Annotated in this window: 21 protein-coding genes, 2 tRNA genes and 1 pseudogene; 8 read left to right on the forward strand and 16 right to left on the reverse strand. The window is 68.9% G+C overall.

Annotated features, from left to right (window positions below; genetic code table 11):
* Position 1 precedes the first annotated feature (1 nt).
* Positions 2-697, reverse strand: coding sequence for an exopolysaccharide biosynthesis polyprenyl glycosylphosphotransferase (locus tag ACLBWX_RS06815; RefSeq protein ID WP_447676320.1), 696 nt, complete (start codon positions 695-697; stop codon positions 2-4).
* A gap of 924 nt (positions 698-1621) precedes the next feature.
* Between ACLBWX_RS06815 and ACLBWX_RS06820 the strand changes: the two genes are divergently transcribed.
* The gene (locus ACLBWX_RS06820) at positions 1622-1918 is read left to right on the forward strand and encodes a hypothetical protein (protein WP_447676321.1); all 297 of its coding nucleotides are present in this window, start codon (positions 1622-1624) and stop codon (positions 1916-1918) included.
* 318 nt (positions 1919-2236) lie between these two features.
* Here ACLBWX_RS06820 and ACLBWX_RS06825 read toward each other — a convergent pair.
* The 11 genes and pseudogenes from ACLBWX_RS06825 to ACLBWX_RS06875 form a co-directional block, all read right to left on the reverse strand.
* A tRNA-Gly gene (locus ACLBWX_RS06825) sits at positions 2237-2310 on the reverse strand.
* A 71-nt stretch (positions 2311-2381) separates the two neighbouring features.
* Positions 2382-2465: transfer RNA gene (locus ACLBWX_RS06830), tRNA-Tyr, on the reverse strand.
* Between the two features lie 68 nt (positions 2466-2533).
* On the reverse strand, positions 2534-4354 hold the full coding sequence (gene recJ / locus ACLBWX_RS06835; RefSeq protein WP_447676322.1) for a single-stranded-DNA-specific exonuclease RecJ: 1821 nt from the start codon (positions 4352-4354) through the stop codon (positions 2534-2536).
* Between the two features lie 103 nt (positions 4355-4457).
* Positions 4458-5858: an NAD(P)(+) transhydrogenase (Re/Si-specific) subunit beta gene (locus tag ACLBWX_RS06840; RefSeq protein WP_447676323.1), complete on the reverse strand. Its 1401-nt coding sequence runs from the start codon at positions 5856-5858 to the stop codon at positions 4458-4460.
* Between the two features lie 3 nt (positions 5859-5861).
* On the reverse strand, positions 5862-6311 hold the full coding sequence (locus ACLBWX_RS06845) for a proton-translocating transhydrogenase family protein (RefSeq protein ID WP_108035050.1): 450 nt from the start codon (positions 6309-6311) through the stop codon (positions 5862-5864).
* A gap of 17 nt (positions 6312-6328) precedes the next feature.
* A complete protein-coding gene (locus ACLBWX_RS06850; RefSeq protein ID WP_447676324.1) occupies positions 6329-7468 on the reverse strand; it encodes a Re/Si-specific NAD(P)(+) transhydrogenase subunit alpha in 1140 nt (379 codons plus the stop codon).
* Between the two features lie 70 nt (positions 7469-7538).
* Entirely contained in the window at positions 7539-7832 is a 294-nt protein-coding gene (locus tag ACLBWX_RS06855; protein WP_447676325.1) for an aa3-type cytochrome c oxidase subunit IV, read from the reverse strand.
* Between the two features lie 124 nt (positions 7833-7956).
* On the reverse strand, positions 7957-9321 hold the full coding sequence (locus ACLBWX_RS06860; RefSeq protein ID WP_447676326.1) for an ABC1 kinase family protein: 1365 nt from the start codon (positions 9319-9321) through the stop codon (positions 7957-7959).
* A 95-nt stretch (positions 9322-9416) separates the two neighbouring features.
* Positions 9417-9814 (reverse strand): annotated as a pseudogene (locus tag ACLBWX_RS06865) (type II toxin-antitoxin system death-on-curing family toxin).
* A complete protein-coding gene (locus ACLBWX_RS06870; protein WP_447676327.1) occupies positions 9811-10035 on the reverse strand; it encodes an AbrB/MazE/SpoVT family DNA-binding domain-containing protein in 225 nt (74 codons plus the stop codon). Before ACLBWX_RS06870 ends, ACLBWX_RS06865 begins: the two are co-directional and overlap by 4 nt.
* A 58-nt stretch (positions 10036-10093) precedes the next feature.
* Positions 10094-11983, reverse strand: coding sequence for a M3 family oligoendopeptidase (locus ACLBWX_RS06875; RefSeq protein ID WP_447676328.1), 1890 nt, complete (start codon positions 11981-11983; stop codon positions 10094-10096).
* Positions 11984-12282: 299 nt separating this feature from the next.
* Here ACLBWX_RS06875 and ACLBWX_RS06880 point away from each other — a divergent pair, with 299 nt between their 5' ends.
* The 6 genes from ACLBWX_RS06880 to ACLBWX_RS06905 all read left to right on the forward strand — a co-directional run bounded on the left by ACLBWX_RS06880 (position 12283) and on the right by ACLBWX_RS06905 (position 20097).
* Positions 12283-13776, forward strand: a complete 1494-nt coding sequence (locus ACLBWX_RS06880) for a sigma-54-dependent transcriptional regulator (protein WP_447676329.1) — start codon at positions 12283-12285, stop codon at positions 13774-13776.
* Between the two features lie 99 nt (positions 13777-13875).
* Positions 13876-15948, forward strand: a complete 2073-nt coding sequence (locus tag ACLBWX_RS06885; RefSeq protein ID WP_447676330.1) for a L,D-transpeptidase family protein — start codon at positions 13876-13878, stop codon at positions 15946-15948.
* Between the two features lie 242 nt (positions 15949-16190).
* Positions 16191-17699, forward strand: coding sequence for a DUF882 domain-containing protein (locus tag ACLBWX_RS06890; protein ID WP_447676331.1), 1509 nt, complete (start codon positions 16191-16193; stop codon positions 17697-17699).
* Between the two features lie 697 nt (positions 17700-18396).
* Positions 18397-18555 carry a hypothetical protein gene (locus ACLBWX_RS06895; protein ID WP_447676332.1) on the forward strand — a complete coding sequence of 53 codons (159 nt, stop codon included), beginning with the start codon at positions 18397-18399 and terminating at the stop codon, positions 18553-18555.
* 85 nt (positions 18556-18640) lie between these two features.
* The gene (locus ACLBWX_RS06900; RefSeq protein WP_447676333.1) at positions 18641-19816 is read left to right on the forward strand and encodes a YncE family protein; all 1176 of its coding nucleotides are present in this window, start codon (positions 18641-18643) and stop codon (positions 19814-19816) included.
* Positions 19817-19824: 8 nt separating this feature from the next.
* On the forward strand, positions 19825-20097 hold the full coding sequence (locus tag ACLBWX_RS06905) for a hypothetical protein (RefSeq protein WP_447676334.1): 273 nt from the start codon (positions 19825-19827) through the stop codon (positions 20095-20097).
* Between the two features lie 109 nt (positions 20098-20206).
* On the opposite strand, the gene ACLBWX_RS06910 is transcribed toward ACLBWX_RS06905, so the two are convergent.
* The 4 genes from ACLBWX_RS06910 to ACLBWX_RS06925 all read right to left on the reverse strand — a co-directional run bounded on the left by ACLBWX_RS06910 (position 20207) and on the right by ACLBWX_RS06925 (position 24023).
* Positions 20207-20680 (reverse strand): MucR family transcriptional regulator, encoded by a 474-nt coding sequence (locus tag ACLBWX_RS06910; RefSeq protein ID WP_447676335.1) that lies wholly within the window; start codon positions 20678-20680, stop codon positions 20207-20209.
* Positions 20681-21005: 325 nt separating this feature from the next.
* Complete coding sequence (locus ACLBWX_RS06915; protein ID WP_447676336.1) at positions 21006-22373, reverse strand: NTP/NDP exchange transporter; 1368 nt, start codon at positions 22371-22373, stop codon at positions 21006-21008.
* The gene (locus ACLBWX_RS06920; protein WP_447676337.1) at positions 22370-23104 is read right to left on the reverse strand and encodes an NADPH-dependent F420 reductase; all 735 of its coding nucleotides are present in this window, start codon (positions 23102-23104) and stop codon (positions 22370-22372) included. The genes ACLBWX_RS06915 and ACLBWX_RS06920 overlap by 4 nt, the downstream gene beginning before the upstream one ends.
* Entirely contained in the window at positions 23094-24023 is a 930-nt protein-coding gene (locus ACLBWX_RS06925; protein ID WP_447676338.1) for an aldo/keto reductase, read from the reverse strand. Before ACLBWX_RS06925 ends, ACLBWX_RS06920 begins: the two co-directional genes overlap by 11 nt.
* Before the next feature lie 352 nt (positions 24024-24375).
* Between ACLBWX_RS06925 and ACLBWX_RS06930 the strand changes: the two genes are divergently transcribed.
* Positions 24376-26100, forward strand: a complete 1725-nt coding sequence (locus ACLBWX_RS06930) for a hypothetical protein (RefSeq protein WP_447676339.1) — start codon at positions 24376-24378, stop codon at positions 26098-26100.
* The last annotated feature ends 186 nt before the right edge of the window (positions 26101-26286 follow it).

Genomic DNA, 26286 nt, shown 5'->3' on the forward strand with positions numbered 1-26286 from the left:
CTCAGAACGCGTTGGTACGGCGGGTGATTTCGGCGAGGACGGTGCGTACGAGGATCTGGATGTCGAGGCGCAGGCTCTGGTTCTCGATGTACCAGAGGTCGAGGGCGGCGCGGCGCTGCATGTCGGCCAGGGTGGGGGTGGGCCCGCGCGAGCCGTTGATCTGGGCCCAGCCGGTGATGCCGGGCTTGACGGCGAAGCGCTGGCGGTAGGTCGGGATCTCGGCGCCGTAATAGAGGTCGTGGGCCAGGGCATGGGGGCGGGGACCGACCAGGGCCATGTCGCCCTGGAGGACGTTGAGGAGTTGGGGCAGCTCGTCGATGCTGGTCCGGCGCAGGAGGGCGCCGACGCGGGTCACGCGGGCATCGCCGCGGGTGGCCTGGTGCACGACCGCCCCGTCGTCCAGCACGCGCATGGTGCGGAACTTGTAGATCTGGAAGGCGCGCCCGTCCTTGCCGGTTCGGGTCTGGCGGAACAGGACGGGGCCGCGGCTGTCGAGGCGCACCAGCAGGGCGACGAGGACCAGCAGGGGGGCCAGGAGGACCAGGGCGAGGGCGGCCAGGACGGGATCGAGGGCGGGTCGCAGGGCCGCCAGGTTCGGGCGCGGCCGGGCCAGGCCGACGGTCTCCGAGGCGACGGCGACGCTCGTGCGGGCGGAGGTCGTGTCCATCGTGACGGTGCCCTCAGGATAAGCAGACATCGGTTCCCATCCACCCGCTGGCTCCGACACGAACCGGGGCTGACCTGTCCCATTTCGCGGCAAACTTCGGCGTGCGATTATCATTTAGCAGAAAGCAAAACAAATGTCTCGTGAACCATGCGAGTAGAAGAGCACAATGCGGCAGCACCATTCGGCATAAAACTTCCAGATGCCGTAACGGCCAGTATCAAAACGGTTTGATATTTCTACATTGTCACCGAAAGTTGTAGAGTATCGATCGAATATCAGGTTCACATTCTTGTGTCTCATCGAAAAAATCGAATTCTGAAGGTTAACACGCCTAGATCTAGGTCTTCGAAAATAGACTGGCCGTAAAACAGATCATCATCGGGACCAATGCGCGAAGAGTTGCCGTGTCTGCTTTCGACAGATTGGGAAGCAGGTTCTCGTCGGGTGGGCACGATCGATGTCGCGGTTGCCCTTCGGCCGGGCCGATCGAGAGAATCGGGCTTGGGCGAAGGCGCCGGACAGGGAGCGACGTCGGAGGACGGGTGCGGAGCGGTTCGATCCGACGCCGCGCCGGATCGCGGGTCAAACGGCACGGGACAGAGGTTCGGCGCTATCCTGCAAGGGATCGGAGATCGCCCAGCTCTGCCCTCGTCATCGGCGCCAGGACTATGGGGGCCTTCAGGTTGATCGGACCCGCCGGATGAAGGATCCGGGGCGTGAGAACGCAACGGAGACCGCCGCGTCACCGCGCGTCTCGAGGCTGGGGGTTGGCAGGTCGACAAGGATCCGGTTCCCCGCATCCGGCGACGCGCCGGGCGGAAGGTCCCGTAGAAGCGGCGGCGGCGAAACCGGCCGAGGTTCGAGTGTCCGCCGGTGCCAGTCCGCTCTGAAAAAATCGGAACCGATCCCATTTACGGTTGTTGGCCTCCCAACGCAACAGCGAAGGAGACATCGATGCGTAAGCTCGCTCTCATTTCCGCCGTTACGCTCTCACTTGGGGCTATTGGCGCAACCGGTGCTCAGGCACAGGGATACGGCTATGGCGGATCTCGGGATGGCGGCTACAGCCGCGATTACGATCGAGGCTATGACCGGGACCGTGGCTACGAGCGACGCGGCGATCGCCGCGACCGCCGCGGGCTTTCGACGGGCGCCGCCGTCGGCCTAGGCATCGCCGGTGTGGCGGCAGGCGCCGCGGCCGCCGGTGCCTATGACCGGGGCGGTCCAGGCTATTACGGTCGCGGTTACTGAGCGCTTCCATCTGCCAAAGACCTTAGGCCCTGTCGCAACCGTTGCGGCGGGGCCTTTTCATATCTTGCGAGGATCGTGAAGGTTCGGGATCCGCATTGGATGGGCTCACGCGATCGCAAAGCTCAGAATGACAGGCTTCGACGTCGCGTCGGTCCACCCGATACGGAACGCGTCGGCCGCGGGCTCCGTGCCGCAGACGGCTCGCGGGCGAAGCGTCGTCCGGCGCCAAGTCCGGATTGGTATCGCGGGGAGTCGCGGCGACACCAGCCAGCAGATCCGTGACGCCGCCGAGCCGCTGACGACGGTGCCGAAAGGGAGTGGAGCGGGTACCGGGAATCGAACCCGGGTATTCAGCTTGGAAGGCTGCTGCTCTACCATTGAGCTACACCCGCATCGCCGACCTTCGTATCAGGTCACCGAAGCTCGAGACGGCCCGAACGGGTTCGGCATCTCGGTACAGGTTTGGTGGGGGAAGTAGGACTCGAACCTACGAAGCTTACGCAGCGGATTTACAGTCCGCCCCCTTTGCCGCTCGGGACATTCCCCCAAACCGGCCGCCTCTCGACGGCGCGCCGTCCTTATGATGACCGCCCGACGCCGAGTCAACCGCGTGGCTCAATCGAAATACGCGAGATCGCAGATCCGCATTTGTGCCCTCTCGGCGCCGCGCCAGGTGTCCACCGAGAGCGTGCCGGCGACGTGCACTTCGCGGCCGATGCCGGAGAGGATGGCCTGTCCGAGTGGCCCCTGCGCGGCCCGGAACGCGATGGCGCCGATGGCCTGCCCGTCGCGGCTTCGCAGACGGGCCCGCACGTGCCCGTTGCCCACGATCGCGGCATCGACGATGCGATGCCGGGCCAGGACGAAGGTCGGCTCGGGGGCCGCCGATCCGAACGGCCCGGCCCGGTGGATCGTGCGGACCAGTTCGGCGGTGACGCCGCCCGCACTCATCGCGCCGTCCACCAGGAGCGCTTCCACCGCCCGCGCCGCGCTGACGGGCGCGGACAGCGCCGCCGCGAGGTGATCGCGAAAGCGCGCGACATCCGGACCCGGCAGCGTGACGCCGGCCGCCATGGCGTGGCCGCCCCCTTTGAGGGCTAGGCCCGCCTCCACTGCGCCACGGACCGCCTGTCCCAGGTCGGCGCCCACGATGGAGCGTCCCGAGCCGGTCGCGGTGCCGTCCGGCCGGAGGGCGAAGGCGAAGGCCGGGCGACCGAAGCGCTCCTTCAGGCGCGCGGCGATGAGCCCGACCACCCCGGGATGCCAGTCGGCGGATGCGGTCACCAGCACCGGATGCTCCGGATCGAGACTGAGGGCATGGTCCATCTCGGCCTCGGCGGCAGCGACCGCTTCCGCCTCGATGACCTGCCGCTCGCGGTTGAGCCGGTCGAGTTCCGCCGCGATCCGTGCGGCCTCGGCGGGGTCGGCGGTGGTGAGCAGCGTCGCGCCGAGGCCCGCATCCCCGATACGGCCGCCGGCATTGATGCGCGGGCCGACGAGGTATCCGAGATGCCACGCCTCCGGCGCCTCGCTCAGGGACGCGGCGTCGAGGAGCGCGGCGAGGCCGACGCGGCCGCGCGCGCGCATTACCTTCAGGCCCTGGACCACGAAGGCGCGGTTGAGGCCCGTGAGCGGTACCACGTCCGCCACCGTGGCCAGGGCGACGAGGTCCAGCGATTCGGCGAGATCGGGCAGCCGGTCGGCGAAGGCGGCCTCCCGGCGCAGGCGTCGGTTCAGGGCGACCAGGGTGAGGAAGACGACGCCGGCGGCGCAGAGATGCCCGAGGCCGGAGAGGTCGTCGAGGCGGTTCGGATTCACCAGGGCGTGGGCCGGCGGCAAGTGCTCGGGCGCGCCGTGATGGTCTAGGACGACGACGTCGAGGCCGAGCGCCGCCGCGGCCTCGAGGGGCGCGTGCCCGCTCGTCCCGCAATCGACGGTGACCAGCAGGGTCGCGCCGGCCTCCCGCAGAGCCGAGACGGCGGCGACGTTGGGGCCGTAGCCCTCGGTGATCCGGTCGGGGATATGGATCTGGACGGTCAGGCCGAGGCTGCGCAGGTAGCCGGCCAGGAGGGCGGCGCTGGCCGCGCCGTCGACGTCGTAGTCGCCGAACACCGCGACCCGCTCGCCGGCCACGACCGCACGGGCGAGCCGCTCCGTGGCGGACGTCATGTCGACGAGGCAATCCGGGTCGGGCATCAGGTCGCGCAGGCGTGGGCGCAGATGCGCGTCCGACTCCGCCGGGCGGATGCCGCGCCCGGCCAGCACGCGGGCCAGCAGTTCGGGCAGGGCATGCGCCTGAACCATGGTCGCCGCATAGGCCTGGAGGGCCGGATCCGCGCAGCGGTCCCGCCAGGGCCGGCCGAGGACCGAGCGGTTGACGTCGAGGAACGCGCGGGGCGCGTCGAGGGCGAGGGCGGCTGACACGGGGCGGATCATAGCGCCATGCGCGGCGCAGGGCTGCATCCGAAACGACAAAGGGGCCGGCGAACATGCGCCGGCCCCCCGTCGGTTCCGCTGCGGGCCATCGCCCGCATCGGTCTCAGAGGTTCTTGACGATGCTGTCGACCACCTTCTTCGCGTCGCCGAACAGCATCATGGTGTTGTCGCGGAAGAACACTTCGTTCTCGACGCCCGCATAGCCGGAGCCCATGCCGCGCTTGATGAAGAGCACGGTCTTGGCCTTCTCCACGTCGAGGATCGGCATGCCGTAGATGGGCGACGTCTTGTCGGTCTTGGCGGCCGGGTTGGTGACGTCGTTGGCGCCGATGACGAAGGCCACGTCGGCCTGCGGGAAGTCGCCGTTGATGTCCTCCAGCTCGTGAACCTCGTCATAGGGCACGTTGGCCTCGGCGAGCAGCACGTTCATGTGGCCGGGCATACGACCGGCGACGGGGTGAATCGCGTACTTCACGTCCACACCCTCCTTCTTGAGCATGTCGACCATCTCGCGAAGGCTGTGCTGGGCCTGGGCCACCGCCATGCCGTAGCCGGGCACGATGATGACGCGCTCGGCGTTCTTCATGATGTAGGCCGCGTCGTCCGCCGAGCCCTGCTTGACCGGACGGGTCTCGACGGCGCCGCCCGCGCCGGCCGCGGCGGCGTCACCGCCGAAGCCGCCGAGGATCACGGAGATGAACGACCGGTTCATCGCCTTGCACATGATGTAGGACAGGATCGCACCCGAGGAGCCGACCAGCGCGCCCGTGATGATGAGCGCGAGGTTGCCCAGGGTGAAGCCGATGCCGGCCGCTGCCCAGCCCGAGTAGGAGTTCAGCATCGAGACGACGACGGGCATGTCGGCGCCGCCGATCGGGATGATGAGCAGCCCGCCGAGCACGAAGGACAGGACGACGATCAGCCAGAAGATCGCCTTGCTCTCGCTGCCGATGAAGATCGCGATCAGCACCACCAGCGCGATGCCGAGGGCGATGTTGATGGCGTGCCGCTGGGGCAGCATGATCGGCTTGCCGGACATGCGTCCGTCGAGCTTCAGGAACGCGATGACCGAGCCCGTGAAGGTGATGGCGCCGATGGCCACGCCGAGGGCCATCTCGAACAGCGACTCCTTGTGGATGTGGCCGTTCTCGAGGATGCCCACCGCCTGCGGGGCGTAGAGGGTCGCGGCCGCACCCATCACGGCCGCGAGGCCGACGAGGGAGTGGAAGGCTGCGACGAGCTGCGGCATCGCCGTCATCGGCACGCGCTTGGCGATCACCGCGCCGGCGCCGCCGCCGATCGCGAGGCCGAGGATCACGATGACCCAGGCGCCGAGCCCGGCCGGCGGATGGCCGACCAGGGTGGTGAGCATGGCGAGGCCCATGCCGATCATGCCGTACAGGTTGCCCTGCCGCGACGTGGTCGGGTGCGAGAGCCCCCGCAGCGCCATGATGAACAGGACGCCGGAGACGATGTAGAGAAGGGATGAGACGTTCTGGGACATGTCTCAGGCCTTCTTCTTGTACATGCCGAGCATGCGCTGGGTGACGAGGAACCCGCCGAAGATGTTCACGCTGGCGAGGATGATGCCGACGAAACCGAAGAAGCGGGCCCAGCCGGTGCCGTGCTCGACATAGGGAACGCCGGCGGCCAGGAGCGCGCCGACGATGATCACCGACGAGATCGCGTTGGTGACGGACATCAGAGGGGTGTGGAGGGCCGGGGTCACCGACCAGACCACGTAGTAGCCGACGAAGATCGCCAGCACGAAGATCGCGAGCTGGAAGACCGTGGGGTCGACGGCGCCGTGGGTCACGGCGCTGAGGCCGTGGCCGAGGCCGTCGGCGTATTTCTGCGCCTGGAGCGCGTGCTGCTGCGCGATGTCGGCAGCGGTTCGGGCCGCGGCGGCGGCGGCGCGCGCCTGCTCGGCGGCCTGATCGGGGGGAAGCGTGGCCATCGTATCCTCCGGCGGGATCAGGATTTGGGCTGGAACGAGGGATGCGAAACCTGGCCGTCGCGGGTCAGGTTGGTCGCCTTGACGAGCTCATCGTCCCACTTGACCGCCAGGGTCTTGGCCTCCTTGTCGATCAGCGTCTCGACGAAGGCGTAGAGGTTGCGGGCGTAGAGGCTGGAAGCGGTGGCCGCGAGGCGTCCGGGCACGTTGAGGTGGCCGACGATCTTCACGCCCTTGTCGGTCGTGACGATCTCGCCGGCCTTGGCGCCCTCGACGTTGCCGCCGCGCTCGACCGCGAGATCGACGAGGACCGAACCCGGCTTCATCGATGCGACCATGGCCTCGGAAACCAGCTGCGGGGCCGGCCGTCCGGGAATCAGCGCCGTGGTGATGACGATGTCCTGCTTGGCGATGTGGGTCGTGACGAGGTCGGCCTGCTTCTTCTTGTACTCGGCCGACATCTCCTTGGCGTAGCCGCCGGACGTCTCGGCCTGCTTGAACTCCTCGTCCTCGACCGCGACGAACTTCGCGCCGAGGGACTCGACCTGCTCCTTGGTGGCGGGACGCACGTCGGTGGCGGTGACGACCGCGCCCATCCGGCGCGCCGTCGCGATCGCCTGGAGGCCGGCGACGCCCACGCCCATGACGAAGACGCGGGCCGCCGGAACCGTACCGGCCGCGGTCATCATCATCGGCATGGCCCGGCCGTACTCGGCGGCGCCATCGATCACGGCGCGATAGCCGGCCAGGTTCGCCTGCGAGGAGAGTACGTCCATCACCTGGGCGCGGGTGATGCGCGGCATCAGCTCCATGGCGAAGGCGTCGAGGCCGGCCTCGGCCATCGCGCCGAGTTCGGCCTCGTGACCGTAGGGGTCCATGATCGCGACGACGGTGGCGCCGCGCTTCAGGAGACCGATCTCCTCGGAAGACGGGCGCCGCACCTTCAGGACGAGGTCGGCCGATCCGGCCGCCTCGCCGGCGGCACCGGCGATGGAGGCACCGGCGGCCTCGTACTCGGAATCCGGAACGCCGGCCTTGAGGCCGGCCCCCGCCTGTACGGTGACCTCGGCCCCGAGAGCGATGAATTTCTTGACCGTCTCTGGCACCGCCGCGACCCGCGGCTCCGCGGGATCGGTTTCCGATAATACAGCGATGCGCATGCAGGAATGCTCCTTAAAGGACGGCCCGAAGGCGACCCGCAAAATCAGTCAAGAATCGTTCGGACCGGGATCAGGCGAAGGCGAGGTACAGGGCCAGCAGGATGCCGACGGCCAGGGGGGCTTTCCAGCCGATCGCAGGCGCCAGGGCGCCCACCGCACCGGCGATGCCCGACAGGATCACGCCGAAGATGGCCGTCAGCCAGGCCTCACGGAGTCCACCGACCGCCAGGGCCAGCACCCAGCACAGCACGACGCCGGTGCCGATCTCCACGAACCGAACGAAACCGCGATACGTCTGCTCGTGGGTCTTCTCATCCATCGCCGGGCTGTAATGCGCGCCGGACACGGTCTTGGTATCGGCCATCTTGTGGGCGTCCCCTTGGGCGTCGTCTTGATTTGTTCCAAGGGGATTTAGCGCAAGCCAAGGTCGCTCGCAATCGACATGCGCGCCCTGTAATCGGCGCGAACGGCTTTTTATTGCCACGCTTTCAAGCCGGCAACGAAAGTCCCGCCGTGGTCAGGGCCTCGCCCTGGCGGGCTTCGAGCTCCGCGAGGGAGAACCGGTCGATCTCCGCCTCGAACAACCGGTGGTAGTTCAGTTCCGAACGGAGGTGGAGGAAGACCGCGCCGAGGCCGACGGCGGCGCGGTCCATGAACACGAATTCCTGCGGGATCGTGACGGGACCGCGCGCCTTGAGGGCCTGATGCACTTCGAAGGCCTGGCGCCGCCCGTACTCGCCCGGCTTGACGCCGTCGGCCACCGTCCGGGTCCGGTCCTCCAGGATCGGCCCGTAGATGAAGCGCGCCCAGATGTTCAGGATCTCGACGAGCTCCTTGTTGAGGTTCTTGAAGCCCCAGGTCTCGTAGGCGTGGACGATCCGGGCGTTGTCGTTGGTCAGAAGGCCCCGGTACAGGTCGACGACGCCGCCGACGAAGCGCGGATGGAAGATCCGCACGCAGCCGTAATCGAGCAGGTTGATGCCCTGGGCTTCGCCGTCCTCCGAGAAGACCGTGTAGTTGCCGAGATGCGGATCGCCGTGGATGACCGCCGCGCGGCTGAAGGGATGCCACCAGGCCTTGAACATCGACTGGGCCAGCCGGTTGCGGATCTCGACGGGCGCCTCGGCGAAATCGAGGATCCGCTGGCCGTCGAGCCAGCCGAGGGTCAGCAGGCGTTTCGTCGAGAGATCCTTGTGGATGGCCGGAACCCGCACCGCATCGACGTCGCGCAGGACGTTCCCGTAGAGGACCGCGTGCTTGGCCTCGCGCTCGTAATCGAGTTCCTCCCGCACGCGGGCGCCGATCTCCTTGGCGATCTCGCGGGTGTCGAGCCAGGACGACATCCGGCGGTGGAGGGCGAAGGCGACCTCGAGCTGCTTGAGGTCGGCCTCCACGGCCGATTGCATGTCCGGGTACTGGAGCTTGCAGGCGAGCCGGGTGCCGTCGAGGGCGGTGGCGCGGTGGACCTGCCCGAGGGAGGCGGCCGCGGCCGGCTTGAGGTCGAAGCTCTGGAAGCGGGCCTGCCAGTCGGCCCCGAGTTCGGCCATCATGCGGCGCTTCACGAAGGCCGCGCCCATCGGGGGCGCGTCGGCCTGCAGCTTCTGCAGCTCGGTGGCGTATTCCGGCGGCAGCAGGTCCGGCACCGTGGCCAGCAGCTGCGCCACCTTCATGATCGGCCCCTTGAGGCCGCCGAGGGCCTGCGCCAGGGCCGCGGCGTTGGTGGGCGCCTCCTTGCCGCCGAACAACTTGGCGCCGGCCATCCGCGCCGCCACCCCACCGACATTGGCGCCGACGCGGGCGTAGCGGCTCGCGCGAGCGGAAAAACGGTTGGCTTCGCGATCGGTGTCGGCCATCGGGATCATTCAACTCGGCGGGAGAGGCTTACCCCGAGATAAGCGCGACGGCCCGGCCTGCCAGGGCGGCGGGCTCATGGGTCGCGGCTCGGCCCTCAGGGCGTCGGCCAGTTGTCGCGGATCCAGCGGGCGAGGCCCGCTTCCTCGATCTCGCCGGCGGCGAGGCCTCGGATCATCACCACGGCCTCGGCCTCGTCCACCAGGAAGTCGATGCCGTTCAGCCCGAGGAACGTGATCAGGGACAGGAAGGCCGCGCGCTTGTCGCCGTCGATGAAGGGAGGGTTTTTCGCGATCCCGAAGGCATAGGCGGCACCCAGCTGGCCAGATCGACCGCATCATAGGCGGCGCGGTTCACCGGCCGACCGAGGGCGGATTCCAGAGCACCCTCGTCGCGGAGTCCGCTCGGCCCGCCGAACAGTCTGAACTGACGGGCATGGATCGCCTGGACGAGCTCGCTCGTCAGCCAGACGATCTCGCCCCCCGATTCGCTCACTTCGCGAGTTCTGTGAGCGCGTTGCGATAAGTCTTCATCGCACGCTCGGCGATTTCCATTCCCTTCTCGAACGTCGGATCGAGCGGAGACAGCCGCACCGAACCATCGGCGTTCTCGGTCACCGAAAGCCAGTCGCCTTGAGCCAGATTGAGTTTTCCAAGCAGCTCCCCCGGCAGGATCAGGCCCGTGGAATTGCCGATCTTCCTGACTTCGAGTTTCATGGGGCGCCGCCCTTCGTTGTACGGAACGTATGACGGAAGGCGGCGCGCGCCGAGGGTCTTACGCTTCCATCGCCTCCAACTCGACGATCATGCCCTCGATCATCGACAGGCCGATCTGCCAGAAGCCCGGGTCGCGGGCGTCGAGGCCGAAGGGGGCCAGCAGTTCGCCGTAGGGCTTGGCGCCGCCCGCCGAGAGCAGGGCGAAGTAGCGGTCCACGAAACCGTCCTCCGCCTTGGCATAGACGCCGTAGAGCGAGTTCACGAGGCAGTCGCCGAAGGCATAGGCGTAGACGTAGAACGGTGAATGGATGAAGTGCGGGATGTAGGCCCAGAACGGCTCGTAGCCCGCGTCGAGGGTGATCGCCGGACCCAGGCTCTCCGCCTGCACCGACATCCAGAGACCGTTGATCTGCTCGGCGGTGAGCTCGCCCTGCGCCCGGGCGAGGTGGACCTTCCGCTCGAAGGCGTAGAACGCGATCTGGCGCACCACCGTGTTGATCATGTCCTCGACCTTCGCCGCCAGCATGGCGCGACGCTGGCTCGGGCTGGCGGTCGCGGCCAGGAGGCGGCGGAAGGTCAGCATCTCGCCGAAGACGCTGGCGGTCTCGGCCAGGGTCAGGGGCGTCGGCGCCATCAGGGCGCCGTTCGGGCCGGCGAGGACCTGATGCACCCCGTGGCCGAGTTCGTGCGCGAGCGTCATCACGTCCCGCGGCTTACCCTGGTAGTTGACCAGCACGTAGGGATGGGCGGAGGGCACGGTCGGATGCGCGAAGGCGCCGGGCGCCTTGCCGGGCCGGGTCGGCGCGTCGATCCAGTTGCGGTCGAAGAACGTCCGGGCGATGTCCGCCATGCGCGGCGAGAAGGCCTGGTACGCATCGAGGACCGTGTCGCGGGCCTCGCTCCAGGGAATGGTGCGCTGATCGACCTTCGGCAGGGGCGCATTGCGGTCCCAGTAGGGCAGCGCATCGCGCCCGAACCACTTCGCCTTCAGGCGATAGTAGCGGTGCGACAGGCGCGGATAGGCCGTCTGGACGGCCTCGACCAGGGCGGCGACCACCTCGGGCTCGACCCGGTTCGAGAGGTGGCGCGCATCCGCCACGTCCTTGAAGCCGCGCCAGCGGTCGGAGATCTCCTTGTCCTTGGCCAGCGTGTTGGTGATCAGCGTGAAGGTGCGCAGGTTGGCGCGGAAGACCTCGCTCAGGGCGCCCGCCGCCTCCTTGCGGATGGCGCCCTCCGGATCCTGAAGCTTGTTGAGGGTCGGCTCCAGGGTGAGCTGCTCGCCCTGCACCGAGAAGCGCAGCGAGGCGATGGTGCCGTCGAACAGGCGGTTCCAGGCGGAGCGCCCGGTGACGGACTTCTCGAGGAACAGCTTCTCGGTGCGGTCGTCGAGCTGGAACGGCTTCTCGCGCCGCAGATCCTCGATCCAGGGCGCGTAATGGGCGAGCGGGCCACCGGCCATCGCCCGGTCCATCGCCGCATCGGGGATGCGGTTCAGCTCGAGGGCGAAGAACAGCAGGTGGCTGGAGGCGGCGGTCAGGCGCTCCTGCGTGTCGCCGTAGAACTTCTCGCGCCGCTCGTCGGTGGTGTCGCCGGAATAGATCAGGCCCGCGAAGGACATCAGGCGGCCGAGCAGGTCTTCGATCCCTTCGTAGGCCGCGACCGCCGCGGCGAGTTCGGCCGAGGCCTCGGCGCCCTCGGCCATCGCCAGGAGCCGGCCGGCGTAGCGCTCGGAGAACGCGGCGCATTCCGCCTCGGCGCGCGCGAGGTCGGCGGCGAAGTCCGGCGAATCGATCCCCGCATAGAGGTCCGTCAGGTCCCATTCCGGCAGGACGCCGAGATCGGCCGCGTGCGCGGCGGCCCTGGCGGCGCTGGCCCCTTCCGCATGCGCGACGATGCCGGAACGAGTGGCATGGGCGCGAGTGGCACGGGCGACGGCTCGGCTCGGCATGATGTTCTGGTTTCCTCTGGGAGCGGTGAGTGCCGTGCGCGGTGATATCGAGTGCGGGGGCCCTTCGATCAATCCGGAACCGGCAGAATCCTGAGGGGCGAGACGGTTTGTCAGGGGGCGGCCGGCCCGGTCCCGAGCGCCGGCGGCCGCCGCGCCCGGAAAAGTCGGATCGTCGTTAAGCGCGGCTTTACGCTCTTGGGCCACCCTACGGTTCGAAACGAAACACGCCGGCGCAGATGGTGCCCGGACGACGCCCCGTCGCCGGCCACCTCACCGCTTGCGAACAGCGAGGCCGCCCCATGTCGACAACGGTCCTGATCGTCGACGACGATCCCGTGCAGCGCCGCCTCGCCGAAGCGATGGTCCGACGTCTGGGCTTCGAGGCGAAGGTCGCCGAGAGCGGCGAGCAGGGGCTCGCGACGCTCCGGTCCGGCGACGCGATCGACGTGGTGCTCCTCGACCTCGTCATGCCCGGCGGCCTCGACGGCCTCGGGGTGATGGCCGAGATGCGCAAGACCGGCCTCGACGTGCCGGTGATCGTGCAGACCTCCAACGGCTCGATCGACGCCGTGGTCACCGCGATGCGGGCCGGCGCCACCGATTTCGTGGTCAAGCCGGCCGGGGCCGAGCGCCTGCAGGTCTCGATCAAGAACGCCCTCAAGGTCGACCAGCTCGAGGAGGAGGTCCGGCGCATGCGCCGGCGCGCCTCCGGCGCCCTCACCTTCAAGGACCTGACCTCGCGCAGCGCCGACATGGAGCGGGTCATCCGCCTCGCGGAGCGGTCGGCCAAGTCGAACATCCCCGTGCTGATCGAGGGCGAGTCCGGCGTCGGCAAGGAAGTGCTGGCCCGGGCGATCCAGGGCTCCGGCGACCGGCGCGGCAAGGCCTTCGTCACGGTCAATTGCGGCGCGATCCCCGACAACCTCGTCGAATCCACCCTGTTCGGCCACGAGAAGGGCGCCTTCACCGGCGCGACTGAGCGCCACGTCGGCAAGTTCGTCGAGGCCTCGGGCGGGACGCTCTTCCTCGACGAGATCGGCGAACTGCCCCTCGACGCGCAGGTGAAGCTCCTGCGCGCCCTGCAGGAGGGGGAGGTCGACCCGGTGGGCGGCAAGCGCAGCGTGCGCGTCGACATCCGCCTGATCTCGGCGACGAACCGCTCGCTCCTCGACCTCGTCAAGCAGGGCCGGTTCCGCGAGGACCTCTACTACCGCCTCAACGTCTTCCCGATGACCCTGCCGCCCCTGCGCGCCCGCCGCGAGGACATCCCGGACCTGGTGCGCTCGTTCTGCGCGCGCTTCGCCGCCGAGGAGGGCAAGAAGGTCCGGGCCATCACGCCCGAGGCGATGGCGCTGCTCACCCGCTACGGCTGGCCGGGCAACGTCCGCCAGCTGGAGAACGCGCTCTTCCGCGCGGTCGTGCTGGCGGATGGCGACGAGCTCACCGTCTCCGAATTTCCCCAGATCGCCGCGCAGGTCGAAGGCTTCGACATCCGCATCCCCGCCGCGCCTGTCCAGCCCATGGTCCAGGGCGGGGCGCCGGAGCCCGTGCGCGAGATCGTCCGGGTGGAGGTGCGCGATCCGCACGCCATGAGCCTCGTCGCCGAGGAGACCGGCGAGATGAAGACCATGGAGGGGCTTGAGGCGGAGATCATCCGCTTCGCGCTGCAATTCTATCGCGGCCGGATGTCGGAGGTGTCGCGCCGCCTCGGAATCGGCCGATCCACCCTCTATCGCAAGCTCAAGGACCTCGGCCTCGCGGACGAGGACAAGGTCGACGAGGCCGCCGCCTGACCATCGTCCTGCGGTGAGCGTGCGATTGCGCACGCGCCCGCCCGGTCCGAGTATTCTAATCCCACCGGCCGGCACGGTCGGTTCCGAGGAGTTGCCATCATGGGCGTTTCGCGCTCCGCCTCCGTCGCGCTGTCCGCCCTGCTGGCGGGCTGCGTCGGCTACGGGGCTCACGCCCAGGTCCCCGAGCCCCAGACGTCCCAGGGCCAGCCTCCGCGAGCGCAGGCCTCGGACACGCCGGCCCCCGTCACGCGGAACGCCTCGGTCGATCCCGGGGCGGTCGCGCCGGCCAGGCCCGAACCCGCCGATGCGGCCGCGAACACGGCGAGCCCGGCCCCGACGCCGGACGCGAATTCCTCCACTCCGGGAACGCCGCCCGCGAGCGAAGCGGCGGCACCGCCTCCCCCGCCGAGCGACCCGCAGGCCGCGGCCATCGCCACCCGGCTCGCCGATTCCGCCCCCCTTCTCGCCAGGCTCTCGACCAAGGACCGCGAGGCGATCCAGGCCTTCTACGCGCTCGGCGCCTTCAAGCCGGTCTGGATCGTCGACGGGAGCCTGACCCCGGCGGCGAAATCCGCCGCGGCGCGCCTGGCCGCCGCCGGCGAAGACGGGCTGACGGCCTCGGCCTATCCGGTCCCAGTCCTCGGAACGCAGGGCGCGACCGAGGCCCAGATCGCGGAGGCGGACCTCAAGCTCTCCGCCGCCGTGGTGCTCTATGCCCGCGATGCGCGCGGCGGGCGCATTCATCTGGCCAGCCTGTCGCGCCTGATCACCCCCGTCCTCGACCTGCCGGCGCCGGAGGCCGTCCTCGCCCGCATCGCCTCCGGCGGCCCGTCGGCCGGATCGCTGCTCCAGGGCTACAACCCGGCCCAGCCGGGTTACCTCGCCCTGAAGGCGCGCCTCGCGACGCTGCGCGGACGCGGCCAGACCCCGGCCGCGCCCAGCGTGCAGCTGCCGGCGGGACCGGTGCTCAAGCTCGGCATGACGGACCCGCGCGTTCCGGCGCTGCGCAGCCGCTTCGGCCTCGAGACGCGGACGGCCGGCACCCTCGACGCCGCGCCGGGCAATCCGGAAACCTACGATGCCGGCGTGGTCGCGGCGGTGACCGCCTTCCAGCGCGCGCGAGGCCTGCCCGCCAACGGTGCCCTGACGCCGCAGACCGTGGCCGCCCTCGCCCGGCCCGAGGCCGCGGCGCGCGCCGACGACGCCGAGGCCGCGCTCATCGTCAACATGGAGCGCTGGCGCTGGCTGCCCTCCGACCTCGGCCGCGACTACGTCATGGTCAACATTCCGGAGTTCCGCGTGCGGGTGATCCGGGACGGGCGCCAGCGCGACGAGGCGCGGGTGATCGTCGGCAAGACGGAATCGCCGACCCCGATCTTTTCGGGACTGATGGAATACGCGGTCGTCAATCCGTCCTGGAACGTGCCGCCCTCGATCCTCAAGAACGAATTCCTACCCGGGCTCGCCCGCGACCCGAACTACGCGGCGCGGCGCGGCTACGAGGTGGTCTACCGCAACGGGAACGTCTCCGTGCGCCAGCCGCCGGGCGAGCGCAACGCCCTCGGGTTCATCAAGTTCATGTTCCCGAACAACCACGCGGTCTACCTGCACGACACGCCCAACCGGACCCTGTTCTCGTCTGCGCAGCGCGCCCTCAGCCACGGCTGCGTGCGGGTCGAGGACCCGTTCCGGTTCGCCGACGCCGTCCTGCCGGAGGCGTGGTCGAGCGAGCGCCTGAAGAAGCTCATCGGCAAGGGCGAGCGCCAGATCCGCCTGTCCGAGAAGCTGCCGGTCCACCTCGCCTACTTCACGACCTCGGTCGACGAGGCCGGAACGGTCCGCACCCTGCCCGACCTCTACGGCTACGATTCGCGCATGAAGATCGCCCTGGGCCTCAGCCCGAGCAGCCTCCTCGTCGCGCGCGGGACCGACGGCAGGACGCCGGAGGCCCGGCGCGCCGCCCAGAAGAAGCCTGCGGTGACCGCGCGGACGGGCTCGATCCTGACGGGCGCGCCGAAGCCGATGGCCGAGATGCGGCGTCCGCGCGTCCGGGATGTGAATTCCGAGGGCGATGCGGCGACCCGCACCACGGCGGCCCGTCCGCCCGCCGATTTCGGCGAGCCCGACCTGTGGACGCCGCGTCCCGGCCGCCCCTTGAACGGCTGGTGGTAGGCGACCGGCGCCTCGGCGCGCCGGGTCCCGGCACCGGCGCGGAGTCTCACCGCGAGGAAGAAAATCCGCCCTGTGCGTCCGCGCACAGCGGGGCACGATTTCGCCACGGTTGAGACTTAGCCGTTGAACCATGGGCGGCGACGCGCCGAGGATACGGTAAACCGGACGTTTACGGTTTTCGGCAACCTTGCGTTCACCACGATTCGCGCCCCGCGCGCGACTGGGTAGAGGGTGAGACCACGGTGGGTAAGCTTCTGCGACGCGGCCGTTCGGTCCAGCGCCTCTCCGTCCCCCTGCGCCTCTCGGTCGCGAAGCGCACCGGGCGCCTCGCCTTCATCGTCGGCAGCTTCGGCCTCGCCCTGGTCGGTGGAACCCGCGGCACACAGGATGCCGTCGCCAACGGCGACACCCGGACCATCTCGATCTATCACACCCACACCAAGGAAAGCCTGACCGTCACCTTCAAGCGCGACGGACGCTATGACCGGGCCGCCCTCGAACAGCTGAACTGGCTCCTGCGCGACTGGCGCGCCGACGAGCCGACCAAGATGGATCCCCGGCTGTTCGACACGGTGTGGGAGGCCTATCGGTCGGTGGGCTCCCAGGAGCCGATCAACGTCGTCTCCGCCTATCGCTCCCCCGGCACCAACGCGATGCTGCGGCGGCGCTCGCGGATGGTCGCCGAGTACAGCCAGCACATGCTCGGCAAGGCGATGGACTTCCACCTTCCCGACGTCTCGATCGACCAGATCCGCGCCGTTGGCATGCGGATGCAGCGCGGCGGCGTCGGCTGGTATCCGCGCTCCGGCACGCCCTTCGTCCATCTCGACGTCGGCTCCGTCCGGTCCTGGCCGCGCATGACGCACGACCAGCTGGCCCGCCTCTTCCCGGACGGCAAGACCGTTCACCTGCCCTCCGACAACCGCCCCCTCCCCGGCTACGAACTGGCCCGCGCCGAAATCCTCTCGCGCGGCGGCACCGTCCTCGGCGTCACGGAAGTGGCACAGATGGACGAGGATGACGGCCCGAGCATCAAGGGGTTCTTCGCGAGCCTGTTCGGGGGCGGGCGCGCCCAGGAAAGCGCACCGCCGGTCCAGGCGGCGGCCAAGGCGCCCGAGCGGACGCGGGCCAAGCCGGCGCCGGTCCTCGTCGCCAGCGCCGATCCGGAGGATGCGGTCGGCGCCCGCGCCGCCCTCGCCTACGCGGCGCCGGCCACCGACGAGGCGCTGAAGGGCAATCTTCTCCGCCGGGACGGCCGCAACGCCCAGAGCCTGCTGACCGGCGAGGCGCCGGATGCGGCCGCGACGCCGGCTTCGGAGCCCGTCGCCGCCATCGCCCTGCCGCTTCCGCCCCGGCGTCCGTCGGAATTCGCCGCCGTCACCGCAGCCCTCACGATGCCCCTGCCCCCGCAGCGGCCCGCCGTGCAGGTCGCAGGCCTCGGCAATGCCGGCATGGCCAATCTCGCGTCGACGCCCGTGGCGGCACGGGCGCCGCTGGTTCCCGCCAATGCCGAACCGCGGGTCCAATTGCGCGCCCTCTTCGCTGCCGCGGCCGCGGACGCGGAACCGGCGAGCCGCGCGGCTCCGGTGAAGCTCGCTCCCGCCAAGGCAAAGCTGGACGGCGCGCCGGCGGCCATCGTCATGCCGCTGGCCGGTGTCGCGACCCGCTTCTCCGCCCGCAGCCCCGGCGACGACCTCGCCGCCTCCCGCTTCACCAGCTCCGCCACGCGCCCGGTCCCCGGCACCCGCTGAGGCGCCGTTCCCCGCGATCGGGTCGTCATCCTCACCGCGATCGGCCGACGCGCTCGCGAAACATGCTTGCGATCCGAGGCTGCGCGACCGCGATCCAGGTCGCGCGCGCGACGGCCCTCCGGCCTCGCGGGACTTCGGACCATGGCCTGCATCGGCGCCTTCCGAAACCGGATGCGGTCGGAGCGATCGGCCAGCCGTCGCACCATAGTTCCTAAGATCGATCCAGAACCGGTTCCGATTGCCACTCGACCCGAAGGCCCGGACCGTAGAGGCCTGTATCCAGGCAAGATAAAGCATAGATCAGCGCTTTTGCTATCGCATCTTGCTTTCAGATCCGGACGCAAGCTCCAATTGCACCGAACAACGCGGCACGATCTTCGCTCTCAGGCTATCCGGGTTTATTGTTCCCTCATATTGGACAGCAGATCTGCAAAATCTTGTGATGAAACCGTCCCTTCAAAGTAGCCGTTTCTTTCGCCGATGCGGTCTCTGACCTACCCGTCTGATTGAATTAGCGGCCTCTCGAGCGCTGGCTGTACGTATTTAATCGCGTGCGGAAGTCGGTTCGATCCCCCAAATGGGGTATGCGGTCAGTCCTTCCTTCGAAGGACAAGAGCCGCACCCAGGCACTGGGAGAATCCGGCAATCGTAGGATGAGGACCGCGATGGCTCCAAATCGAAAGGGAGGCGGTTCGTGATGGTGACAATCAGCGTCAGCTGCCTCGTGGCCGGCGTCTCCCTGGCGGCAGCCGCCCAGAACGCGACACGCCGGCGTGCGGCCCTCGAATGGGCCGGCGGCACCCTGCTGATCGCCGGACTGGGACTTCTCGGCGCGGGTCTCCGCCTGTTCCGATAGAGTTCCGCCGGGTCCAGGAAGACCGGAATTCCTGGTCGCGACGTCCGGAGCGGGATTTGCGGGACCGTCGCCCTATCTGCACGGCATGATCGCCCCGCCCCTGCACCGCTACCGAACGGCGGTTTTCGCCGCCTTCGTCCTCTTGGTCTCGGGGCCGGCCCGGGCCGATGCACCGGTCCTTCTGCTGGTGGGCCTCGACGGCAAGACCTTCTTCGAACCGGATGGCGGTCGCAACGGGCCGAACGGCCAGGATGCGGTCGGCCTCGTCGACGTCAGCGACGAGGCCCGGCCCCGGCTCGTCCAGACGCTGCCCCTCGACAATTCCGTCTACGGACCGCCGTCGAATCTTCGGATCACGCCCGATGGCAGGCTCGGCCTCGTGGCGAGCTCCGTCCTGATGCGACAGGAGGGAGCGGCCTGGTACGCGCGGGCCGACAACCGGCTGCACGTCATCGATCTGGCCGCCAGCCCGGCGCGCCTCGTGGAGACCGTCACGGTCGGCCTTCAACCCTCCGGCCTCGCCATCGCGAAGGCCGGCGACCTCGCCCTCGTCGCGAACCGCGAGGGACGCAGCGTCACGGTCCTGACGATCCGGGGCACGGAGGTGCGTCCCGTGGCGACGATCGACGTCGGCGACGAGGCCGCGGCGGTCGCCTTCGCGCCCGACGGACGACGGGCCTTCGTGGCGAAGAACAAGGCCGGGCGCATCGGAATCCTCACCGTCGAGGGGGCGCAGGTGCGCTACGAGCGCGATCGGGACATGCCGGTGGGACCGGGGGTCTATGGGCTCGACGTGACGCCGGACGGGTCCCTGGCGCTCACCGGCAATACCGGATCGGAGCCGAGCGACGGTCACGCCGATACGGTGAGCGTCATCCGCGCCGATGGCCCCCGCCCCCGCGTCATCGATCATCTCGGCATCGGCGACACGCCCGAGGCCCTGGCGATCGCACCCGACGGCCGGCACGCGGCCGTCTCCGTGGTCCGCGGTGCGAGCGCACCGCGCAGCAGCCCGGCCTATACGCCGACCGGCGCCGTCGCCCTGCTGACGATCGCCCCGGACGGCGTCCGGCTGGCGTCGACGGCCGAGGCGGGTGCCGTGACCCAGGGGATCGCGTTCAGTCCGTCCGGGGCCTACGTCTATGTCGGGAACTACGTCGACCGGACGCTGGGCGTCTATCGGGTCGCGGGCGACAGCCTGATCGACACCGGCACCCGAGTGGCGCTGCCCGGCCAGCCCGCTTCCCTGGGCGGACGATAGGGTCCGCCGTGCCGGCCGATCGCGCCCCGACCTCGCTGCCCGCAGCCGGCGATGGCGAAGCCGCAGGACCGCCCGGGAGCGTCCACTACGTCGGCTTCCGTGACGACCGATACTGGAACGCCTACCGCATCTTCGGCGGGCCGCGGGTGATCCACCGGCGCTGGGATTTCTACGCCACGCGCGACGTGGGGCCGGACGATCTCGTGATCTTCGCCCATGGCGACGCGTCGCAACCGATCGCCGATCGCAATGCGGCGGACCTCGACGAACGCTGGCTCTAGGACGACGGTCGGCAGCCTCGCAGCGGGGCTGGCGGGGCGGGTCGGCTGAACCGACGAAGCCCCGCGCCATCGACGGACACGGAGCTTCGACAAGGCATGGAGCGGTCGATCAGGCGGCCTGCTTGCGGCCCTTGGTCTTCGGCTGCGCGTCCTCGTCCTCGTTGCGGTTGGCGACCTGGCCGAGGCCGATGGATTTCGCCAGTTCCGAGCGCATCGCCGCGTAGGACGGGGCGACCATGGGATAGTCGGCCGGAAGGCCGTAGCGCTGGCGGTAGCTGTGCGGATCGAGGCCGTGGCTGCTCAGGTGCCGCTTCAGCGTCTTGTAGCTCTTGCCGTCGAGGAAGCTGATGATGCCGTCCGGCATGACCGACTTGCGGATCTGCGCGGCCGTCGGCTTCTCGGGCGCGATTTCCTCCGCGGTCTGCGCGACGCCGCTGACCAGGCCGTTGAGGGCAGCGTGCACGCTGCGGATCAGGTCCGGGAGATCGGTGGTCCGGACGGGGTTGTTCGACACGTAAGCCGCAACGATGTCGGCTGCGAGATCGACGAAGTCGGTCGTTTGAAGTTCGGTGTTTTCAGACATGCGTACTTTTCTTTTCCCTGTGCCCCCAAGGCACCAGATCGCTCATCCGTAGACATTTATCAAGCGCCAGCGGACAATTTGATCGATTTACATGCCAGACATGCACATCACAGATAAGAGATGTGCACAACAGAGACGCTGCAGGAGAGCGCGTACTGGGGATTATTGCTATTGCCGTCAGGCAGTTCGACGGACTCAACCATCGGGTTGTCGTCGATAGACCGGGAGTCGTCCCTACCGGCCCCGCTTGACGACGAATCGCGGCGATCCGCGCGCGCGCTCGAAAGGCGCGCTTACGAGGAACGCCCGCCGGTTTCGGCGGTCGCTATCCACCCGTCCGGCCCCGATCCTGGGAGATCTCGTCCTGTTGCCGCTGACGCTCCGCTTGCCGCCGCCCGAGCCAGAGACTGTTCAGGAGCCAGGCGAGGGACAGGGGCACCGCCGTCACGGCGACGGCCGTCGAGCCGAGCCCGAGGGCCGCGATCCCGGCGAACGACCAGGCCCCGACCTGATCGCCGACGCGGTAGACCACCGTGTCGATGAAGTTCTTCGCCTTGTAGCGATCCTCGCGCGCCACGACGGTGAACAGCACCTCGCGGATGGGGCGCGCGATGGCGAAGTTGCCCGCCCGGCGCAGCACCTGGAACACCACGATGGCGGTGATCGTCGGAGACACCGCCAGCGCCGCGAAGCCGAGGATGCTGGCCGCCGGCAGCAGGGCGAGGCTCGGCCCGACGCCGATGCGCCGCACGATCCGTCCGGTCAGGAAGAACTGCACCCCGAGGGTGAGCCCGTTCACCAGGAGATCGACGCTGGCGAAGAAGGCCGTCTGCGCCCCGCGATCGGGGAAGCTGCGCTTGGCGATGCCGGCCTGCTCGAAATACAGGAAGGTGGAGGTGATCGAGAACAGCAGCAGGAACAGGCCGATGTTGAGGAGGTAGGGCGAGCGGAAAGTCCGGGTGATGCCCGCGAAGGCGCTGCCGCCGATGGCCTCGGCGGGCGCGGCCTCGCCGGCCCCCGGCGCCTCGCGCAGGCGGTCCGACAGCCGGGCGAGGCCGCGCATGCTGAACACCGCCGCCTCGAGGAGCAGGGCCGCGCCGATCAGGAGCGCCCAGGTCGGCACGTCCCGGGCCAGGATCGCCGTGGTGGCCGAGCCCGCGATGGCGCCCAGGGTCGCGCCGGCGGCGATGAAGCCGAACAGGCGCTTGCCCTGCTCCGTCGAGAAGACGTCGACGATGGTGGCCCAGAACACCGAGACCACGAACAGGTTGAAGATCGACAGCCAGATGAAGAAGGCCCGGCCGATCCAGACGTCGCCCTCCGGTCCCGCGAGGTACAGGGCGGCGGCGAAGACCACGATGTTGGCGGCGAAGAACCGGTAGGTCAGCGGCACGAAGCGCGCCCGCGGCAGGGTCTTCACCAGCCAGGCGAAGGGCACGTTGAGGGCCAGCATCCCCACCAGCGTCCCCGTGAAGAGCCAGGGCAGGTTCTCGATGCCGCCGGCCACGCCCATCTGGTCGCGGATCGGGCGCAGGACGTAATAGGCCGCCAGGATCGAGAAGATGTAGGCCCAGGACCAGGCGAGCGCCGGCGCCTCGCCCGGGCGCACGTCGACGAGACGTCCGAGCCGGGTCGAGGCCGGCCGCTCCGCCGGCGCATCGGGCGAAGCGCCGGCGGCGGTTTCACGGCTCAAGGCGTCACACCGAGGCGCGTGCGCAGGTCCGGGGCGGTGAGTTCGAGGCCGAAGCCGGGCGAGCCCATGGCGAAGCCGTCGGCCTTGGCGAGCGGCCCGACCGCCACCGGATCGAAGCCCGCATCGGTGACGAGCTTCGACACCTCGGCGACGGCCTTCGGGTCGTCGCCCGCGAGGGGAATCGCCATCCGGCCGCCGTCGCGATGGGCGTTCTTGGCGAACAGCTTGTAATTGGCCGCGTTGAAGGCCCGGACGATGCGGGCGCCGGCCAGGTACTTGGCCGAGACGGCGGCGATGCCGCCGGCCTGGACTTCGCCGTAGACCTCGCCGTCGCGGGCCTGGGTGGCGTTGCCGGCGTCGATCACGATCTTGCCCTTCAGGGCGGCGCCGTGATCCTGCGCGATCTGCGGATAGGCCTTGTAGGGCACGGCGACGAGCACGACGTCGCCGAAGGCGATCGCCTCGGCCGGAGTCCCGGCGCGGGCATTGGGTCCGAGCCCCTCGACGAGGCTCTTCAGTTCCTCCGGGTGCCGCGAGGACAGCATGACCGGATGGCCGGCCTTCGCCCAGAGGCTGCCGAGGGTGCCGCCGATGTTGCCGGCGCCGATGATGCCGATGCGCGCGGGCTGGGACGTCGCCTGCGCCCAGGCGGGGCCGGCGAAGGCCACCGCCAGGGTCGCGCCGGCGGCGAGCGCGAGGATCGCGCGGCGGGTCAGAGGATCAGAGTGCATCGACGAAGGCCTCCATGCGGGTGCGCTGTGCGGCGTCGGGCAGGCGGCCCCGAGCGGCGCCGAGGTTGTCCTTGACATAGGCCGCCTTGGCCATGCCGGGGATCGGGCAGGTCACGGCCTCGTGCCCGAGGACGTATTTCAGGAAGAATTGCGGCCAGCTCGCGCAGTCGAACTCCGCGGCCCAGGGCGGGAGTTCACGCCCCTGCACGGCCTTGAACAGGCGGTCCCGCCCGAACGGCACGTTGACCATCACGGCCATGCCGCGCGCCTTCGCCAGGGGCAGGATGCGCGCGGCGGCGCTGCGGTCGTCGAGGGCGTAGTTCACCTGGACGAAGTCCAGGGTCTCGCGCGTCATCAGGGCTTCCAGATCCGCGAGCTGGCTGTCGCGCCAGACCGTCGCTCCGAGGTAGCGGATCTTCCCCTGTGCCTTCAGGCCGCGCAGGGTCGCGAGGTTGGCCTCCGGATCGATGAGGTTGTGGACGGCGACGAGGTCGATCACCGCCGTCTTCAGGCGCTGGAAGGATCGGGCGATCTCCGCCGCACCGGCCTCGCGGCCCGGCGTCCCGACCTTGCTGCAGAGGAACACCTTCTCGCGCAGGCCGTCCTGGCCGAGGATCAGCCCGAGCACGTCCTCGGCGGTGCCGTAGCTCGGCGCGGTGTCGATCACCGTCCCCCCGAGCGATACGAACCGCTGCACCGCCTCGCGCAGCGGAGCGATCTTCTCCGGCGTCGGCTCGACCTCGTAGCGCCGCGAGGTGCCGATCCCGATCACCGGCACGGTTTCGCCGGAAGAGGGAATCGGCCGGCGCAGCAAGCCCATGGAAGGGGCAGGGTCGGCCGTCGCGGGACGACCCGGACAGGCGATCGACAGGGGCAGCATTCCGGCACCGGCGAGCAGCGCGCGTCGTGAGAGATCCATCGGGGCCTGAACTCCAGCGAAGTCGAGCGTCCGAGACATCTAGGGCCGCCGTGCGGCCTTCGACACGTCCGGGAGCGGACGGAGTATCGGTTCGGCGCTTCCGATGCCGGCCGAACCCGCGCGGTACGTCCGACGACAGCGCGGACCGGCCGGTTTCGGCGCGGCCGCGGCGGAACACGGCCCGTGCGAAGGCGCACCCTGTGGCTTTCAGGACATCCGCGGCAGCACACATGGTGCCGACACTTGGAACTGCTCCGAAAACGAAAGCTTAAGCATGCCGCTTAACGCTCGATAAGCACAGAGGACCTACCGATGAACTGAGATCAATTTTACCCTTCACCGAGACCGTGTGATGACGATTTATTACGTCGACGCATCTTCGTCCTCAGCGAGCGACCAGAACGGCGGCCGCTCCACGGCCACCCCCTTCGCGAGCCTCGACGCCGTCAACAAGCTCAAGCTGCAGGCCGGCGACACCGTCGCATTCAAGGCCGGCACGACCTACTCCGCCGCGGCGTCTGGGACGGGGGCGCTGAACATCGCCGCATCCGGCACGGAGGCCGCGCCGATCACCTTCACAACCTATGGCCTGGGGGCCGCGGCCGTCATCAACAACAACGCCTCCGGTTACTCCGACGGCATCAACATCGCCAATTCGAAATACATCGTCGTCGAAGGTCTGAACATCAGCGCGGCCGGACAAGCCGGCATCAACGTCATGAAAACGTCGAGCTTCGTGACGATCCGGAACATCGAGGCGAGCAACGTCGGCGAAGGCGTCATGCTCAACGGCACGAACAACCTCGTCACGCGAAGCTATTTCCATGATCTGAAGATGATCAAGAATACGCCCGACATCAAGGATGACGATTACGGCGCGGTCGGCATCCTGATCGGCAACAGTAACAACGAAGTCTCGTTCAATCGCGTCATCAACGGCAAGGCCGCCAGCTACGACTACGCCTATGACGGCGGCGGCATCGAGCTGTTCGGCAACATGGACAACATCAGGATCCACGACAACTGGGTCGAAAACAGCGTCGGCTTCATCGAGGCCGGCGGTTTCAACAACGCGTTGACGAACATCTCCATCACGAACAACGTCAGCCTGAACAACAACGGCTTCATGGTCCTGCACAATGGCGGCGGCGGATTCGCCAGCAAATTCGCCAACGTGGACGTCAGCCACAATTCGGTCATCGAGCAGAACAACAGCACGAAACAGATGGCGAGCGTCTTCCTGGACGCCGCCTACAAGCCAGGGCAGATCGCGTTCCACGACAATGCGATGTACCTCAATACCGGTGACTCGTTCTTCAAGCAGACCGGCGACTATCACTACAACAACGTCTTCTACATGCCCTCGACGGCGACGCATCTCTACAACAACTGGGACATGACGCTCAATTCCGGTGAGCGCTTCTCGACCCTGAGCCTGACGGGGGATCTCTCCATCGTTCAAGCCCTCGCCGCCCAGTCAGGCGGTGCGGGCGCGACGCTCGTGACGAACGGCAGCGTCGGCTTGATCGCGACCCCGGCCGTGGCGCCGTCCGTGGTCCCGGCGGCGAGCCCCGCCACCGCGGCCGCGGCGGCATCCGCCGACGGAAACTACCGCGCGATCTACCGGTTCTTCGACACCAAAACGGGAGACCATTTCTACACCACGAGCGGCAACGAAAAGCAGCAGATCCAGAGCACGATGCCGACCTTCAACTTCGAGGGCTCGCCCTGGGGGACGCCCGATCAGAGCGCGCTCACCCACGACGTGTTCCGCTTCCTGGAGACGAAGTCCGGCACGCACTTCCTGACCGACAGCGTCGCGGAGCGCGATCAGCTGGTCAATTCCGCCTCGAGCTACCACTACGAGGGCGTCGCCTTCCAGGCCTACAACGACCCGAGCGGGGCCGGGCACATGACGCTGGAGCGCTTCTACAACAAGGTGTCGGGGCTGCATCACTACGCGGGCAGCGCCGAGGAGGCCGCCGGCATCAACGCTGGCGCGGCCGGCGCCGGCTGGGTCGACGAGGGCAAGGCCTTCATCGTCCATGCCCCCTCGGACACCATGCTGTTCGCCTGAGGCGTCTCTCGGGACAGCGCGCCTCGGAGCAGGCGCGCGGCCTGCGGCCGGGGAACGCCGACCGCATGGGCGTCCTCGCTGGATCGCGGGCGATGCCGTGCAGCGACCGCCATCCCCTCGCTTGAAACCGCGACCCCGAGGCGGGACATCCCGGCGATTTTTCCTGCCGATCCAGAAGGAAACAGG

The sequence above is a fragment of the Methylobacterium sp. M6A4_1b genome (assembly GCF_053345175.1).